The sequence below is a fragment of the Lysobacter luteus genome, from assembly GCF_907164845.1.
In the GTDB taxonomy this organism is placed as follows: domain Bacteria; phylum Pseudomonadota; class Gammaproteobacteria; order Xanthomonadales; family Xanthomonadaceae; genus Novilysobacter; species Novilysobacter luteus.
This window is the reverse complement of record NZ_OU015430.1, coordinates 127074-143805: the sequence shown is the minus strand read 5'-3', so window position 1 is coordinate 143805 and position 16732 is coordinate 127074. Positions and strand designations below refer to the sequence as shown.

Below are 16732 nucleotides of genomic sequence, written 5' to 3'. Positions count from 1 at the left end.
TACGACGGCTCGGACCATCACGCCCGCAGCGCCACGGCGGCGCCGAGCAGGCCGGGGTTGGGGTGGGTCGCGACCTGCACCGACACCTGCTCCAGGTACGCGGCGAAGCGGCCCTTTGCGAGGAAGCGCTCGCGGAACGCGCTGCTGCGCAGGAACGGGATGAAGCGCGGGACGATGCCGCCGGCGATCATCACCGTGCGCGCGCCGTGCACCAGCGCGACGTCGCCGGCGACGCTGCCGAGGATGGCGCAGAAGCGGGCGAGTGCGCGGCGCGCAACCACATCGTGCCCGTCGAGCGCCGCGGCGACCACCTCCGCCGGGTCGCGCAGCTGCAACGCACGACCGGTGTCGTCATCAAGCCCGCGGAGCACCGCATCGATGCAGGCCAGCCCGCTCCCCGACAGCACACGCTCGTACGACGTGCGGCCGTGGCGTGCGTTCATCCAGCGCACGATCGCCTGCTCCTCTTCGCCCAGCGGCGCGAACCCGACGTGGCCGCCCTCGGTCTCCACCACGTGCCAGTCGCCCTCGCCTCCCACCAGCAGGCCGACGCCAAACCCGGTGCCGGGGCCGAGCACGCTGACCGGGCCCCGCAGCGCCTCGCCGGTCGGCCCGTACAGGGCGATGCGATCGGCGGGACCGAGCGCCGGCACGGCCCAGCCGACCGCACCGAAGTCGTTGATCAGGCGCAGTTCGTCGAGCCCGAGCGCGACCTGCAGCTCGGCGCGGCTGAATGACCACGCCCGGTTGGTCAGGCGGATCTCGTCCCCGGTGATCGGGCAGGCCAACGCGATCGCCGCGCGGCGCGGGCGTGCGTCCACCATCGCGAGGTAGTGCTCGGCGGCGTGCTGCAGGCTCGCGAACCGTGCGTTCTCGAGCGCCTGCGGGTGCAACAGTTCGGGCTCCGGCGCAGCCGGGTCGACCAGCGCGAAGCGGGCGTTGGTGCCGCCGATGTCGGCGATCAGCTCGAGGCGGTCCGCTGCGCTCATGCGACCTCCGCGCGAGCGATGTCCGGATCTGCGAACAGGCTGCAGGCGCCCTGCTCGGCAGTGCCGGCGTGGGCACGCATCAGGCCGAACAGCTCGCGGCCCATGCCAGCCCGGCTCGACGGGTCGATGGTGCGGGCGGGTTCGCGCGCGCGCCACTGGGCCGCGTCCACCTGCGCGTCGAGCGTGCCGGCGTCGGCGTCGATGCGCACCCGATCACCGTCACGCAAGCGCGCGAGCGCGCCGCCGTCGATTGCTTCGGGGGTCACGTGGATTGCCGCGAGCACCTTGCCCGACGCGCCGGACATGCGCCCGTCCGTCAGCAGCGCGATGCGCTGGCCGCGGTCCTGCAGCACGCCGAGGGTCGGGGTGAGCTTGTGCAGTTCAGGCATGCCGTTGGCGCGCGGCCCCTGCCCGCGCACAACGCACACAAAGTCGCCTTCCAGCGTGCCGGCACGGAACGCGTCGAGCACTGCGTCCTGCGAGTCGAACACCCGCGCCGGCGCAGTGATCGAGCGGTGCGCCGGCGCAACCGCCGACACCTTCACCACGGCCCGGCCCAGGTTGCCCGCCAGCCGGCGCAGTCCACCCTCGGCATCGAACGGCATCGCCACCCCGCGCAGCACCGAGGGGTCGAGCGAGGTCGCGGGCGGCGCGCGCCAGCGCAGCGCCAAGTCATCGAGCCAGGGTTCCATCGCCTGCTGGCGCAGGTCGCCGCCGTGTACGCAGGCGATGTCCGGATGCAGCAGCCCGGCGCCGATCAACTCGCCAATCGCGAAGCCCAGGCCACCGGCGGCGTGGAAATGGTTCACGTCGGCGCTGCCGTTGGGGTAGATCCGCGCGAGCAGCGGGGTGACCCGCGACAGCGCGTCGAGGTCGTCCCAGTCGATCGCGATGCCGGCCGCGCGCGCGATCGCGACCAGGTGGATCGCGTGGTTGGTCGAGCCGCCAGTCGCGGCCAGTCCGACCATCGCGTTGACGATCGCCTTCTCGTCGACGGTGTGCGCGAGCGGGCGGTAGTCGTCGCCCAGGGCGGTGATGCGAAGCGCCTGTTCGGTGGCGGCGACGGTCAGCGCATCGCGCAGCGGCGTGCCGGGGTTGACGAAGGCGGTGCCCGGCATGTGCAGGCCCATCACTTCCATCAGCATCTGGTTGGAGTTGGCGGTGCCGTAGAAGGTGCAGGTGCCGGCGCCGTGGTAGCTGCGCGCCTCGGCCTCCAGCAACTCCTCACGCGTGGCCCGCCCTTCCGCGTAGCGCTGGCGCACCGCCGCCTTGTCACGATTGGACAGGCCGGTGGTCATCGGCCCGGCCGGCACGAAGACCACCGGCAGGTGGCCGAAGGACAGTGCACCAATCAGCAGGCCCGGCACGATCTTGTCGCACACACCCATCAGCAGCGCGGCGTCGAACATGTCGTGGCTCAATGCGACCGCGGTCGCCAGCGCGATGGTGTCGCGCGAGAACAGCGACAGCTCCATGCCGGCGCGGCCCTGGGTGACCCCGTCGCACATTGCCGGCACGCCGCCGGCCACCTGCGCGCTGCCGCCGGCCGCCCGCGCGGCGGCACGGATCAGGCTGGGGTACTGCTCCAGCGGCTGGTGGGCCGACAGCATGTCGTTGTAGGCGGTGACGATGCCGATGTTGCCGGCATGGCCGTCACGCAGTGCCGGCTTGTCCTCGCCGGAGGCGGCAAAGCCGTGGGCGAGGTTGCCGCAGCTCAGCGCAAGCCGCGCGGGCGTGCGGGCTGGCGACTGCGCACGCGCCTCGTCCATCCGCCGCAGGTAGTCGCCGCGGGTGTGGCGGCTGCGTTCGATGATGCGCGCGGTGACGCGCTCGACGGTGGGGTGCAGGCTCATCACGGGCTCCAATGTACGTGCACCGGCGCGGTGGCCGCGTCGAGGACGGCGGCGACCGGCGGCCGCGCGTTCTTCGCACCCGACGCGAGGGCGCGATGCAGCACGTCGCGCTTGTCACCGGTGATCGCCAGGTACAGCGCGCGGGTGCGCAGCAGGCGCGCGGCGGTCAGGCTGATGCGGGGATACGGCGCCTGCGCCGGCAACGGCTGCGGGTCGATTCGGCAGGCATCGGCGGGACCGTCCGGATCCAGCGCCTCGACCAGCTGTGGTGCGCCGGGGAACAGCGACGCCACGTGCGCGTCGCCGCCCATGCCGAGCAGCACCGCGTCGAACGGCTCGGGGTAGCCCGCCAGCAGGTCGCGCGCGGCCCGTTCGGAGCGCTCGGGGTCGCCGTCCTCCGTGGTCAGGCTGGCCAGCCGCATGCCGGCGGCGGCAGCGAACGCCTCGCCCAGCGCGCGCACGTTGCAGGCCGGATGGTCGTGCGGCACGCAGCGCTCGTCCGTCGGCAGCAACAGCACCTGCGACCACGGCAGCGGCGCGGCGGCCAGGCGACGATACAGCGGCAACGGCGTCTGCCCGCCCGCAAGCGCAAGCACCGCGCGGCCGCGGCGGGCGATGGCCGCTTCGCAGGCGAGCCTCAACTCCTCCGCCAGCGCCGCGGCCAGTGTCTCGGCGCTGTCGTGGATATGTTCGAAGCGGCCGGTCATCGCCATGCTCACTCGCGCCAGGCGTGGCCGTGCCGCTCGGCCAGGGTGACCGCACGCGACGGCCCCCAGGTCCCGGCGGGGTACGGCCGCGGGGTGATGCCGGCTTGGCGCCAGCCCTCGTGGATCGCATCGATCCACTGCCACGCGGCCTCGGTCTCGTCGCGCCGCACGAACAGCGTGCCGTTGCCCTCGATTGCATCGAGGTACAGCCGCTCGTAGGCAAGGCGGCGGCGGTGGCTGGCGAACTGCTCCTGCATGTCCAGGTCCAGCGCGACCTGCGACAGCTGCAGGCCGTTGCGGTCCAGCCCCGGCGTCTTGTGCATCATCCGCAGCTCGATGCGCTCCTCCGGCTGCAGCCGGATCACCAGTGCGTTGGGCTGCAGCGGCGCGCCCCCGTGATCGAAGATCGAGTGCGGCACGGCGCGGAACTGCAGGTAGATCTCGGTGCAACGCTGCGGCATGCGCTTGCCGGTGCGCAGGTAGAACGGCACGCCCTTCCAGCGCCAGTTGTCGACCTGCGCGCGCAGCGCGACGAAGGTCGCGGTCGCACTGCCGCGGCCAAGCTCGTCCAAGTAGCCCGGCACCGCCAGGCCGCCGACGGCGCCGGCGGTGTACTGGCCGATGACGGTTTCCGCGGCGACCTCCTCCCGGCCGATCGGGCGAAGCGAGCGCAGCACCTTGATCTTCTCGTTGCGCACCGCGGTCGGCTCGAACTGCGACGGCGGCTCGATCGCGACCAGGCACAGCAGCTGCAGCAGGTGGTTCTGCAGCATGTCGCGGCTGGCGCCGGACTCGTCGTAGTAGTCCCCCCGCCCTTCCACCCCGACGGTCTCGGCCACGGTGATCTGCACCTGCTCGACGTGGCGCGCGTTCCACAGCGGCTCGAACAACGCGTTGCCGAAACGCAGCGCCAGCAGGTTCTGTACGCCTTCCTTGCCCAGGTAGTGGTCGACCCGGAACACGCGGTCCTCGTCGAACGCACGGGCGACGCCGTCGTTGATCGCGGTGGCGCTGGCGAGGTCGTGGCCCAGTGGCTTCTCGAGCATCACCCGGGTGCCAGGGCCGGCGACGCCGTGTGCGGCGAGCGCGTCGCAGACAGGTGCATACCAGCGCGGTGCGGTGCTCAGGTGGAAGACGGCGTCACCGCCGTCGCGCAAGCGGGAGATGGTGTCGCACAGCGACGCAAGCGAGGAAGCGTCATCGAGCGCAGCCGGCTGGTACTGGATGCGTTGCAGCAGCGCGGCCAGTGCGTCGGGATCGCGCTCACTGGCTGGGACCTGCTCCTCGATCGCCTCGGCGACCAGCGCGCGGAAGCCGTCGGTGTCGAGCGCGCTGCGCGCGGTGCCCAGGACCCGCAGCGCCGATGGCAACAGGCCGTCACGCTCGAGCCCGTGCAGCGACGGCAGCAGCATGCGCCGGGCCAGGTCGCCGGTGGCGCCGAAGATGGTCAACAACGAGGCGGTTGTGCCGGTCACGTCGCGGGTCCGTGCAGTGGATCCGCAGCGTACTGCCGGTGATCACCGGGTGGCGGCTGCATACGTTTGCAGCACGCCGGCGTGCCTGCGATACGTCAGGGGAGCGCTGTCCCTCCCTGCACCCAGGCCCAGACAACGCCCGCCAGCAAGGCGAGCAATGCAAATCCACGTGACATCAATTCCGTGCGGTCCGGCCGCAGCGGCTTGTCCGGTTTCATGGCGCCATCCCCCTGTGTCCCCATCCCCACGGCGGCGTGCCTTGCCGCGGGACCCCAGGGCCTATCGAACGCCAGTGGCAGACGCCCGTCTGCGATCCGGGTCACAAGCCGGCAACTTGCCAGGGACCCGGGGGGCTCAGTGCGTGCGGTGACTCCGCCGTGCCTGTGACGTGGCGCCTGCCGGAGCGTCACCGGCGGCAGCCGCACCGGCCGGTTCGCTGGCGGCGGTGGACACCGGCACCGCCAGCCTGGCCATCGGATCCACACGCGGTTCGCGCCCGGGTTGGGGCGGCCGCGTGCCCGGTGGGACATGCCAGCTGTGTACGCGCGGCTTCACGACGCCACCTGGCCGTACGGCGGCTCCGGCGCCAGCATCGCGCGCGGGCGGCGGTAGTTCCAGGCGGTGTAGGCCCATTCGGCCACGCAGATCCAGTCGACCCGCAGGCGCGCGTAGTTGTTCGCCCAGCAGCGTGCCAGCGCCGGCTCGATCTCCGCCCACGGGCGGTCGCCGAAACACGCACGCGCCTCGATGCCGATGGTGCAGGCGGCGGCCTGCGCGGCGTCCCGGGACCTCTGGGACGCGGTCTTGCGGATGCTCTTCATCGACGACTCCGGGGGGCACGTGCCGCTTGGGGGAATCCACCCTAGGTCCGACGGCATTAAGTACGGGTCAATTCACGAAGCTGGCCACGCCGGTCTCGATCGAGGTTTCAATCCCCCGCTCCGCACGTGGACGGTCCCACCCGATCAGGCCGATCCTGAACCTGCGATGTAGTTGCTGGACTCGTGGGTTCACAATTCAGTGGCGGTTTTGCCGCCACTTGGATACTGCCGATGCCGAGCCGCGGCGCACCTCCCCCGAATGCGCGACCGAGGCCGGACCAATCATCAAAAGAGGCCAAGACCTTCATGAAAAAGTCCCTGCTCGCCCTGACCCTGCTTGCGGCCCTGCCGTTCGCCGCCTCTGCCGCCGACGGCGTGTCCTACAACTATGTCGAGGGCGGCTACATCGCCAACGACGCGCTTGATTCCGACGGCTGGGCCATCAACGGTTCCGGCGCGATCGCTCCGAACTTCCACGTGTTCGGTGGCTACTCCGGCCAGAAGACCGACGACTTCAACGTCGGCGGCGTGCAGTTCGAAGGCGTCGATGTCGACCAGATGCGCCTCGGCCTGGGCTACAACCACGAGATCTCCCCGCGCGCCGACCTGGTGACCCGTGTCGCCTACGAGCGCTTCGAGGACGAGTTCGACAACAGCTTCAACGGCTACAGCGTCGAAGCCGGCGTGCGCGGCGCGCTCACCACCAACCTCGAGGGCTACGCGATGGCCGGCTACGAGGATGGCAACGACTACGACGGCGAGTTCTACGGCCGCGTCGGTGCGCAGGTGAAGTTCAACCCGATGTGGGGCATCAGCGGCGACGTCAAGCTCGTCGACGGCGATGCCGAGTACTTCATCGGACCGCGCATCACGTTCTAAGCGTCACCCCGCGTCTCGCGACAATCTCTCTCTCCCCCGAAATCGTCGCGATCAAGCCCCGGCTCCGGCCGGGGCTTGCTTTTTGGCGCGGCGCACTCAGCCGAACAGCGCGGTCGGGTACTCGGCCTTCTGCTCGCGCGCCATCAGCTGGCGCAGGCCCTCGCCGGGCGTTATCTCGCCGTGCAGCACGGCGTACACGGCTTCGGCGATCGGCAGTTCGACGCCGTGGCGGCGCGCCAGCCGCATGACCTCGTCGGCGGTCTGCACCGACTCGACCACCTGCCCGATCGCGGTGACCGCCTCGTCGATCGACTGGCCGCGGCCCAGTGCGAGGCCGAGCCGCCGGTTGCGCGACAGGTCACCGGTGCAGGTCAGCACCAGGTCGCCCAGTCCGGCCAGCCCCATCAGGGTCTCCGGCTGGCCGCCGAGCGCGCGGTTGAGCCGCAGCATCTCGTTGAGGCCGCGGGTGATCAGGCCGGCCCGGGCATTGAGCCCGAGCTCCATGCCGTCGGCGACGCCGGTGGCCACCGCGAGCACGTTCTTCATCGCGCCACCGAGTTCGGCGCCCAGCATGTCCTCGCCGGTGTAGGCGCGGAAGCTGGGGCCGTGCAGCACCCCGGCCACCGACTGCGCGAACGCGGCGGTATCGGAATGCACGGTCAGCGCGGTCGGCAGGCCGAGCGCGACCTCCTTGGCGAAGGACGGCCCGGTGACGACGGCGAGCGGCACGCCGGGGCCCAGCACCTCGGCCGCCACCTCGTGCAGGAAACGGCCGCTCCCCGGTTCGAAACCCTTGGTCGCCCACGACACGCCGGCCGCCTCCGGGCGGTGCGGCGCCAGCAGCCGCAGGGTGTCGGCGAACGCGTGCGACGGCACAGCGACCAGCACCAGGTCGGCGCCGGACAGTGCGGCCGCCAGGTCGGTGGTCGCGCGCAGGGTGTCGGGTAGCGGAATGCCGGGCAGGTAGCGGGTGTTCTGCTGGCCCTGGTCGATCATCGCGATGCTGGCCGCGTCGCGTCCCCACAGCACGGTGTGGTGGCCGTGCCGGGCGATCAGGGCCGCGAGCGCGGTTCCCCACGAGCCCGCGCCGAGCACCGCGACAGTCTGCGCGGGCTCGCTGTTCAGGCTGGAAACCATGCCGTGCCGGTCAGGCGTTGCCGCCGGTTTCCGCGTCGCTCAGTTCGCTGGCCTGCTTGGCCGCGCGCTGGCGCAGGCCCTCGGCATACAGCGCATCGAAGTTGATCGGCTGCAGGAAGAACGGCGGGAAGCCGCCGGACTGCACCAGCGAGCTGATCAGCTGGCGGGCGTACGGGTACAGCATGTTGGGGCAGTGGGTACCCAGCATGACGTCGAGCTGGGCGGGCTCGAAACCCGACAGGCCGAACACGCCGGCCTGCTTGACCTCAACCAGGTACATCGGCTTTTCGGCGGCGTTGCAGGTCAGGGTGATGCCGAGCACGACCTCGTAGGCGTTCTCGCCGAGGCGCTGGACGCTCTGGCTGAGGTTCATCTGCAGTTGCGGCTGGGCCTGCTCGTTGAACACCGCCGGGCCACCGGGCACTTCGAAGGAGACGTCCTTGGCGTAGATCTTCTCGACCGTGAACGCCGTCCCGGTGTTGCCGGCGGCGGCTTCGGCCGGCGCGACAGCGCCGTTGGTGGTTTCTTCGGACATCTCGGTGACTCCAGCGATAAGGCGGAAAGGATCGATTATGGCATGCGGCAATCAGCCAGCCATCGTTCAGGATGGGGGCTGCGAAGCCCGGCACAAGGGCCTGTCGGCGGGCTTGACGCCCGCGCTATGGCGTCTGTCAGCCGCGGCCCTTGACCAGTGGCAGGTCGGCCTGCTGCCAGGCCTGGACGCCACCGTCGAGCCAGTAGACCTGCTCGAACCCGGCTTTCTTGAGGCGCTTGGCGGCACTGGCCGAGGCCTGGCCGGTCCGGCAGGTGACCACCACCGGCAGCGTCTTGGCGGCCGCCAGCATCTTGTTTTCGGGATCGAACTGGCTGGGCTGCACCGACTTGCTGCCGGCGATGTGGCCCTTCTGGAAATCGTTGGTCGAGGACAGGTCGACCACCAGCGCGTTGTCGCGGTTGATCAGCCCCGTCAGTTCGGCCGGGCGCAGCGCCTTGTATCCGCGGAACAGGCGGGCGACCTCGGTGTAGATGATCGCCACGGTCAGACCGGCAAGGCCGAGCGAGAGGTAGGGATGGCGGCCGGCGAAAGCCAGCAGTTCGTCAAGGGTCACGGCGGCGGGACTGCGGTTGGCGGGGGGCGGATTGTCGCAGAAATGCCGCCCGGTGCCCGCCGCACGGGCCGTCCGCGGTCAGTCCCCGTCCCAGAGGTCTGGCAACCCGCTCGTGATCCACCAGGCCTGCGCCTCCGGGTCCCAGCGCCAGGTCTCGCGGTAGCGCACCGCGCGCTCGGCCATGGTGTGGCGGTTGACCACGCCGATCTCGATGTCGCGCACCGCGGTGCCCGCGTCGACGTCACGGCTGGCGCCCAGGTCCCGGTAGCGGGTGATCTGGACCTGCTCGTAGCGCTCCAGTTCGAGGTCGGTCAACGGATCGGCCTCGCGCACGGCAGGGTCGACCAGGTTGGCGGCGCCGGTGAAATCGCCCCAGCGGATCGCGCCCGACCACGCGTACTGGGCGGCATCCAGCGCGTTGGCGGCCTTGCCGGCGCTGGCGCAGGCCGACAGCAGCAGCACGAAAAGCAGCAGCAGGACCCGGAGGGTGGCGCCGGCAGTGGGCGCGGGGCGCCGGGGGGACAGCGATTGGGGCAGGCGCATGGGCGCTCCGGTCAGTGCAGTGCCGACATCCTAGCCGCGCCGGCGCTCAGGATTCAGCGACCGGCTTGGCGATGGCGACGTAGCGGGCCGTGAACGTGGTCGCCGGGCCGCCGTCGGGCAACGGCACGCTGGCCACCAGGTTTGCCCGGGCCCGGCCGCGCTGGCGCAGGGTCTGGATGAAGCCGTCCCAGTCGCTGTCGGGTCCCAGCGTGGCGGTGACCTGGATGTCGGAGAACAGCGGCGCGAGGTAGCGCACCTGGCTGTCGGCCACGTACACGTCGGCGGCGATGCCGGCGGCCTCGATCCGGAGCGATACCAGCCCCCACGAGGCCAGCGTCATCATCGAGGCGAGGCTGCCGCCGAACGCACAGCCTTTGTCGTTGACGTGGCGCGACAGCGGCGCGGCCAGCTGCAGGCGCTCGCCGTCGTAACCGGCGATCGACAGGCCCATCGCGGCCACGGGCGGCATCGACTGGTAGTGGTGGCGAAGACGTTCGAGGGCGTCGGCGTGGGGCATCGGCGAACGGGACCGGGTGGGCGCTTCAGGATAGGGCACTGCCGGCTTCACCGGCGGGTGGCTATGCTCCACCGCATGTCCATGGCCGCTCCCGACTGGTACCTGGTTTCGCTTCGACCGCGGGGCCAGCACGAACCGATGCGCAGCGCCGCCGCTCGGCACGGCGGCGGCGTGGTGGCGATCTCGCCGTGGGCGTTGCGCCGGCGCGACGACGAGCATGTCGAGGCCACCCTGTCGATGGCGCTGGGGGCGCCGCGGGTGGTGTTTACCAGTCCGGCGGCGGTGCGCGCGGCGGCGGCGCTGCTGCCGTTGCGGCCGACCGAGCACCAACAGTGGTTCGCGGTCGGGAGCGGGACCGCCGCGGCACTGGCCGACGCGGGCGCGCGCGGGGTGGCCACGCCGGAGCGGATGGACAGTGAAGGCCTGCTGGCCCTGCCCGGACTGCAGGACATCGCACGCACCCGGATCGGCCTGGTCACCGCGCCGGGCGGGCGCGGGACCCTGGTGCCGGCGTTCGAGGCCCGCGGTGCGACGGTCGTGCGTGCCGATGTCTACCATCGCCAGCCGCTGTCGCCCTCGCCCCGGGCGATGACCGCACTGCGCGAACTGCAACGGCCTGCAGTGCTGGCGGTATCGAGCGGCGAAGGCCTGCAACAGGTCCTGCTCAACCTGCCACCCGACCTCGCCAGCCGCCTGCGCGCGCTGCCGGTGGTGGCCGCCAGCGACCGGCTGGTCGAGCTTGCGGAGCGGCTGGGTTTCGACCGGGCCAGCCGCGCCCGTAGCGCGCGTCCGGCCGACCTCGCCGACGCCGCTGCAGCCGCGCTGCGCTGACGGCGGGGTACCTCCCTTCCGGTAGCATGCAAGGCCCTCCGCACGCACCGCCGCCGTGACCCCGATCCCTGACGAGACAATCCCCGCGCGGCGCCGCAGCGGCAGTGCCTGGCCCCTGCTGTTGATGCTGCTCGCCGTGTTGCTGGCGGCCGCGGGCTGGTACGGCTGGCAGCGCTGGCTGCGGTACCAGGCCGCCGAGGCTGCCGAGGCCGACGCCGCGGTGCTGGTGGACGCGCTCGACCAGCGGGTGGATGCTTTGCGCCGCGACCAGCGCGCGCAGGCACAGCGCCTGCAGCAGGCCGACGCCACCAACCGGGTGCTGCGCGACGAGCTGCTCGGCTTGGGCGAGCGCTCGGCGATCATCGAGGACAGCTTCGCCCGCTTCGCCGACCCCGACCGCCACGGCGCCCAGGCGCTGCGGCTGGACGAGGCCGAGCTGTTGCTGTCGCTCGGCCAGCAGCGCCTGCTGATCGCCGGTGACCTCGACGCCGCGCGCCGCGCCTACGCGCTGGCCGGTGGCGTGCTGGCGGGAGTGGACGACCCCGCGTACCTGAGCCTGCGCCAGACATTGCAGCAGGAGCGCGCCGCGCTGGAGGCGCTCGAGGCCGAACCCCGCGCGATCGCGCTGGCCCGGCTGGACGCATTCGCCCAGTCGGTGACCGCGCCCCAGCGGCAGGCGCGCAACACGACGTCCACCGAACAGCCCTGGTGGCGGCGTGCGTTTGCCGGCATCGTCGATGCGCAACCGAGCGATTCGGTGGTCGCGGTGCAGCCGGCCGACGTGGCCGCGGCCAGGGCCGGGTTCCAGCTCGAGGTCAGCCTCGCCCGCGCCGCCGCCGAGCGCCGCGACGTCGACGGCTACCGCGCCGCACTGCAGCGGGCGGGCGACTGGCTGGCACGACTCGAACCCGACCGCCCAGCGCGCGACAACGGCCTGGCGCAGCTGGAGCGCATCGCTGCGATGCCGCTTTCACTTTCGCTTCCGACCCTGGGCAGCACGCTGGGGCAACTGCGCCAGTTGCGCGCCACCCGCGAGGAACCCCGATGAGCCTGTTCCGCAACCTGCTGATCCTGATCGTCCTGGTGCTGGTGGGCGCGCTGGTCGCGCAACTGCTGGTGCAGGATCCGGGCTACGTGCTGGTGCGCTACCGCGGGATGGACTACACCACCACCCTCGCCGCCGCCGTGCTGATCGGGCTGGGGGCGCTGTTGGCGCTGTGGCTGGTCTGGAAGATGCTGAGCATGCCTCTGGTCGCATTGCGCAGGCGCCGCGAGCGCGCCGTCCGTGCGCGCTTCACCGACGGCCTGGAAGCCCTGCACCTGGGCCACTGGCAGCGCGCCGAACGGCTGCTGGACGAAACCGCGCGCCACCCGGCGGCCGACGACGACGGGGTCACCGCGATCGCGCGGGTGGGTGCCGCGCGCGCCGCGGCTTCGCGTGGCGACGAGGCCGTCGCCCGCCAGCACCTGGACGCGCTCGCCGAACCGCACCCGGTCGCCCGCGCACTGACCGCGGCCGAACTGGCACTGGCAGAGGACCGTCCGGCCGACGCCGTGGCGTTGCTCGATGCCCCCAACCTGCAGCCGCTGCCGCCGCGAGGGCTTGCACTGCGCGCCCAGGCGCTGGCCGCGAGCGGCCACCCCGGCGAGGCCTACGGACTGCTGGGCCCGCTGCGCCAGCAGAACGCGCTGCCGCCGGCGCGCCTGGACGGACTCGAGGCACGTTGGGCCGAAGCCTCGCTGCGCGAGGCCGGCGACGCCAACATGCTGGCTGACCGCTGGGAGGCGCTGCCCAAGCCGCTGCGCAGCCACCCCGCGGCCGTCGCCGCGTACGCCGAGCGCGCCGCCGCGCTGCGCTGGGAGGACGCCGCCGCCAGCAGCATCGAACACGCGCTCGACACCCGTTGGGACGAAGGCCTCGCCGGGCTGTATGGCCGGCTGCCGATCGGCAGGATGGATGCGCGCCGCGCACGCGCCGAGCGCTGGCTGCAGGACCACCCCGCCAGCCCCGGGCTGCTGTTGACCCTGGCCCGCCTGTCGCGTGCCCAGGGCCAGTGGCCGCAGTCGGAGGGCTACCTGCACCGCGCGCTCGCCCAGGGTGCCAACGCCGAGGCGTGGGAAGAACTCGGCCACGGGTTCGCCCAGGCCGGCGACGAGTCCCGCGCCCGCCTGAGCTATGCCAACGCCTTGCGCGCCAGCCGCAACGAGCCGTTCACCGAGCTGCCCGGGCGCGACCTGCGTGAGCGCATCTACGACGAGGCCGTGCACGAGGAGCGCGACGAGCACGGCATGCCGCGGCTGCGCGGCTAGCGACTCGGCACCCGTTCACGGGGATATAGCGCGCGGTCCGTAGGCTGGGGTCGATGTTGTCGACCCCAGTCCCGCCGGCGGGCACGCCGGACACCGAACCCGCCCGCACCGCGCTCGCGGACCACTACCGTGCGGTCCGCGACCGCACCTCGCACCTGGCCGCGCCACTATCGGCCGAGGACGCGATGGTGCAGTCGATGCCCGAGGCCAGTCCTGCCAAGTGGCACCTCGCCCATACGACCTGGTTCTTCGACCGGTTCGTGCTCTCCGACCGGCCTGGCGCACCGCCGGTCGACCCCGGCTGGGACCACCTGTTCAACAGCTACTACCGCAGCGTCGGCAACGCCCACGCGCAGGCACGCCGCGGGCTGTTGTCGCGTCCGTCGCTGGCGCGGGTGCACGACTACCGCCGGCAGGTCGACGAGCGGGTGCTGGCATTGCTGGCAGGCGAGACCGACGCGCCGACACGGCAGCGCATCACGCTCGGGCTGCACCACGAGCAACAGCACCAGGAGCTGCTGCTCACCGACATCAAGCATGCGCTGTGGAACAACCCGCTCCGACCGGCCTACCGCGACGACCTGCCGCGCACGCCTGGCGCGTTGCAGCCGCTGGACTGGGTCCGGTTCGACGAGGCGGTGGTCGACGTCGGTGCCCCGGCGTGGCCTGGCGCCTCCGGCTTCGCCTACGACAACGAATCGCCGCGGCACCGCGTGCTGGTCGGCGCGCATGCACTCGCAAGCCGGCCGGTGACCAACGCCGAGTACCGCGCGTTCATCGATGACGGTGGCTACCGAACCGCTGCGTTGTGGTTGAGCGACGGCCTGGACACCGTCGAGCGCGAAGGCTGGTGCCGGCCGCTGTACTGGGACGAGGGACTGGAGACCGAGTTCACCCTCGGCGGAATGCGCCCGATCGACCCTGCCGCCCCGGTCTGCCACCTCAGCCATTACGAGGCCGACGCGTTCGTACGCTGGGCCGGCGCCCGCCTGCCGACCGAGTTCGAGTGGGAGCGCGCGGCCGCGGCTGCGCGTGGATCAGGCGACATCACCGGCAATTTCGCCGACGCCGGACGTCTGCACCCGACCGCCGCACCCGTCGCCCCCGGCGGGGACCTGTCGCAGCTGTTCGGCGACGTGTGGGAGTGGACATCGAGTGCCTACGTGCCCTACCCCGGCTTCCGCGAGATGCCGGGCGCGCTGGGCGAGTACAACGGCAAGTTCATGTCGGGCCAGCAGGTCCTGCGCGGTGGGAGCTGCGCCACCGCGGCCGACCACTTGCGCGCGAGCTACCGCAACTTCTTCCGTCCAGCGGCGCGCTGGCAGTTCAGCGGCGTGCGGCTGGCACGCGACGCGCGATGAGGGCGCCGATGACCCGGCCCACTGCGACCGGCCTGTCCATCACCGACCTGCGCCCGGCGCCGGCCGACATCGCCGGCGACGCCGTCAGCGGCCTGTCGGCGAGCCCCCGGTGGCTGCCGTCCAAGTACTTCTACGACGCCCATGGCTCGCAGCTGTTCGAGCAGATCACGCGCCAGCCCGAGTACTACCCCACGCGGGTCGAGCTCGCCCTGCTCGACGCGGCCATGCCGCAGATCGCCGACGCGGTGGCGCCACACGCACACGTGGTCGAGTACGGCAGCGGCAGCGGTCGCAAGACCCGGCTGCTGCTGGAAGGACTCGAGACGCCGGTGGCCTACACCCCGATCGAGATCTCGCGCACGGCGCTACGGGCCAGCGTCGAGCGGCTGGCGGAGGAATTCCCGCAGGTCGAGTTGCTGCCGGTGTGCGCCGACTTCACCCGGCCGGTGCCGCTGCCGGAACCCTCACGCGAGACCGGCCATACCCTGGTGTTCTTCCCGGGTTCGACCCTGGGCAACTTCACCGACGCCGACGCGGTCGAGCTGCTGCGGTCGATGCGCGAGACGATGGGGCCGCGCGGGCAGGCGCTGGTCGGCATCGACCTGGACAAGGACCCGGCCCTGATCGAGGCCGCCTACAACGACGCCGCGGGCGTCACCGCCGCATTCACCCTCAACCTGCTGGCGCGGCTCAACCGCGAGATCGGCAGCGATTTCGACCTCGACGGCTTCCACCACCGGGCCCGCTATTCACGCGAACGGCGCCGCATCGAGACGTTCCTGGTCAGTAAGCGTGCGCAGGACGTCGTCGCCGGTGGCCGTCGCTTCCATTTCGAGCCCGGTGAGACGATCCAGGTCGAGTACAGCCACAAATACACCGACGCGTCGTTCGACGCGCTGGTGGCCGACGCCGGCCTGCAGGTCGTGCGCCGCTGGAACGACCCGCGCGACTGGTTCGGGCTGCGCCTGCTCGAACCGGCCTGAGCCGACCCGCATTGGCGCAGCGTTGACGGTCGCGCCCGTATCCATGGCGGATGTCGAATGCCGCCCCCGGTGAAGCCTCCACCCTGCAGGAAGACGCGGCCCACGCCGCCAGTCAGGCCGGCCTCCGCCACGTCTGCGATGACGAGCCCGGCATCGCCCGGCGCCGCGCCGGGCCCCATTTCACCTACGTGATGCCCGATGGCGCGACCGTCACCGACGAGGCGGTGCTGGAGCGCATCCGCGCACTCGCAATCCCGCCGGCGTGGACGGAAGTGTGGATCTGCCGCACACGCAACGGGCACCTGCAGGCCACCGGGCGGGACGCGCGCGGACGCAAGCAGTACCGCTACCACGCCGACTGGCAGGAAGTCCGGGGCAATGGAAAGTTCGACCGCATCGTCGCGTTCGGCGCCGCCCTGCCGCGGCTGCGCCGGCGCCTTCGCCGCGACCTCGCGCAACCCGGCTTCCCACGCGACAAGGTGCTGGCCATCGTGGTCGCGCTGCTGGCCGACACACTCGCCCGCATCGGCAACGATGCGTATGTCCGCAGCAACCGCTCCTTCGGCCTCACCACCCTGCGCAACCGCCATATCGCATTCCTGCGCGGCGGGCGGGCGCAACTGCGGTTCCGCGGCAAGGCCGGCGCCGAGCACGAGATCACGCTCGACGACGCGCGCCTGGCCCGGCTGGTACGGCGCTGCCGGCAGCTGCCGGGCCAGGCGCTGTTCCAGTACCGCGACGACGACGGCACGCTGCAACCGGTCGATTCCGGCGAGGTCAACGACTACCTGCGCCAGGCGATGGGCGAGGGTTTCAGCGCGAAGGACTTTCGCACCTGGGGCGGGACCCTCGAAGCCTTCCGCGCGCTGGCGGCCACGCCGGTCCCGAGCGGCCCCGACGGCAGCGAACCCTCCGAGCGCGCACTTACCGCCGCCCGCAACCAGGTGGTCCAGACGGTGGCCGACCGCCTCGGCAACACGCCGTCGGTGTGCCGCAAGGCCTACATCGACCCGGTGGTGTTCGACGGCTGGCTGGACGGTCGACTGCAGCGCGCGGCCAATGGCGCCCGCGGCGCCCGCCAGTGGGAAGCGGCCGCGCTGAAGTTCCTGCGTTCCGCACACCGCCGCACGCCGGGCAACGGGCGACGCCGGCGCGCGCGCCGCGGCTGACCTTCACCGGTCCTGTCGGCCGCCGGCGGGACACTGCCCCGACATCCG

General features: G+C 71.9%; 17 protein-coding genes. 7 read left to right on the top strand and 10 right to left on the bottom strand.

Translation table 11 applies throughout. From position 1 onward, the window contains the following. Positions 1–17 precede the first annotated feature (17 nt). The 5 genes from glk to KOD61_RS00710 form a co-directional block, all read right to left on the bottom strand. The gene (gene glk, locus KOD61_RS00730) at positions 18–989 is read right to left on the bottom strand and encodes a glucokinase (RefSeq protein WP_215219183.1); all 972 of its coding nucleotides are present in this window, start codon (positions 987–989) and stop codon (positions 18–20) included. Further along, positions 986–2842: a phosphogluconate dehydratase gene (gene edd, locus KOD61_RS00725; protein ID WP_215219182.1), complete on the bottom strand. Its 1857-nt coding sequence runs from the start codon at positions 2840–2842 to the stop codon at positions 986–988. The genes glk and edd overlap by 4 nt, the downstream gene beginning before the upstream one ends. Next, complete coding sequence (gene pgl / locus KOD61_RS00720) at positions 2842–3555, bottom strand: 6-phosphogluconolactonase (RefSeq protein WP_215219181.1); 714 nt, start codon at positions 3553–3555, stop codon at positions 2842–2844. Before pgl ends, edd begins: the two co-directional genes overlap by 1 nt. Before the next feature lie 2 nt (positions 3556–3557). Further along, entirely contained in the window at positions 3558–5024 is a 1467-nt protein-coding gene (zwf, locus tag KOD61_RS00715) for a glucose-6-phosphate dehydrogenase (protein ID WP_215219180.1), read from the bottom strand. 551 nt (positions 5025–5575) lie between these two features. After that, positions 5576–5845 (bottom strand): hypothetical protein, encoded by a 270-nt coding sequence (locus tag KOD61_RS00710; protein WP_215219179.1) that lies wholly within the window; start codon positions 5843–5845, stop codon positions 5576–5578. 306 nt (positions 5846–6151) lie between these two features. Here KOD61_RS00710 and KOD61_RS00705 point away from each other — a divergent pair, with 306 nt between their 5' ends. Continuing rightward, positions 6152–6724, top strand: coding sequence for a porin family protein (locus KOD61_RS00705; protein ID WP_215219178.1), 573 nt, complete (start codon positions 6152–6154; stop codon positions 6722–6724). 96 nt (positions 6725–6820) lie between these two features. Here KOD61_RS00705 and KOD61_RS00700 read toward each other — a convergent pair whose 3' ends face one another. The 5 genes from KOD61_RS00700 to KOD61_RS00680 all read right to left on the bottom strand — a co-directional run bounded on the left by KOD61_RS00700 (position 6821) and on the right by KOD61_RS00680 (position 10030). Further along, on the bottom strand, positions 6821–7861 hold the full coding sequence (locus KOD61_RS00700) for an NAD(P)H-dependent glycerol-3-phosphate dehydrogenase (RefSeq protein ID WP_215219177.1): 1041 nt from the start codon (positions 7859–7861) through the stop codon (positions 6821–6823). Between the two features lie 10 nt (positions 7862–7871). Beyond that, positions 7872–8396, bottom strand: coding sequence for a protein-export chaperone SecB (gene secB / locus KOD61_RS00695; protein ID WP_215219176.1), 525 nt, complete (start codon positions 8394–8396; stop codon positions 7872–7874). Positions 8397–8532: 136 nt separating this feature from the next. Further along, positions 8533–8970: a rhodanese-like domain-containing protein gene (locus KOD61_RS00690; RefSeq protein ID WP_215219175.1), complete on the bottom strand. Its 438-nt coding sequence runs from the start codon at positions 8968–8970 to the stop codon at positions 8533–8535. A 78-nt stretch (positions 8971–9048) separates the two neighbouring features. Then, positions 9049–9513, bottom strand: a complete 465-nt coding sequence (locus tag KOD61_RS00685) for a hypothetical protein (protein ID WP_251370611.1) — start codon at positions 9511–9513, stop codon at positions 9049–9051. A gap of 46 nt (positions 9514–9559) precedes the next feature. Then, a complete protein-coding gene (locus KOD61_RS00680; protein ID WP_215219174.1) occupies positions 9560–10030 on the bottom strand; it encodes a YiiD C-terminal domain-containing protein in 471 nt (156 codons plus the stop codon). A gap of 75 nt (positions 10031–10105) precedes the next feature. Here KOD61_RS00680 and KOD61_RS00675 point away from each other — a divergent pair, with 75 nt between their 5' ends. From KOD61_RS00675 to KOD61_RS00650, 6 genes are all read left to right on the top strand, one after another. After that, positions 10106–10861: a uroporphyrinogen-III synthase gene (locus tag KOD61_RS00675; protein ID WP_251370610.1), complete on the top strand. Its 756-nt coding sequence runs from the start codon at positions 10106–10108 to the stop codon at positions 10859–10861. 124 nt (positions 10862–10985) lie between these two features. Further along, positions 10986–11909 (top strand): uroporphyrinogen-III C-methyltransferase, encoded by a 924-nt coding sequence (locus KOD61_RS00670; RefSeq protein WP_251370731.1) that lies wholly within the window; start codon positions 10986–10988, stop codon positions 11907–11909. Then, complete coding sequence (locus tag KOD61_RS00665) at positions 11906–13171, top strand: heme biosynthesis protein HemY (protein ID WP_215219172.1); 1266 nt, start codon at positions 11906–11908, stop codon at positions 13169–13171. The genes KOD61_RS00670 and KOD61_RS00665 overlap by 4 nt, the downstream gene beginning before the upstream one ends. Positions 13172–13224: 53 nt before the next feature. After that, the gene (gene egtB / locus KOD61_RS00660; RefSeq protein ID WP_215219171.1) at positions 13225–14532 is read left to right on the top strand and encodes an ergothioneine biosynthesis protein EgtB; all 1308 of its coding nucleotides are present in this window, start codon (positions 13225–13227) and stop codon (positions 14530–14532) included. A gap of 8 nt (positions 14533–14540) precedes the next feature. Next, positions 14541–15515, top strand: a complete 975-nt coding sequence (egtD, locus tag KOD61_RS00655; RefSeq protein WP_251370609.1) for an L-histidine N(alpha)-methyltransferase — start codon at positions 14541–14543, stop codon at positions 15513–15515. A gap of 50 nt (positions 15516–15565) precedes the next feature. Further along, the gene (locus tag KOD61_RS00650) at positions 15566–16684 is read left to right on the top strand and encodes a DNA topoisomerase IB (protein ID WP_215219169.1); all 1119 of its coding nucleotides are present in this window, start codon (positions 15566–15568) and stop codon (positions 16682–16684) included. The last annotated feature ends 48 nt before the right edge of the window (positions 16685–16732 follow it).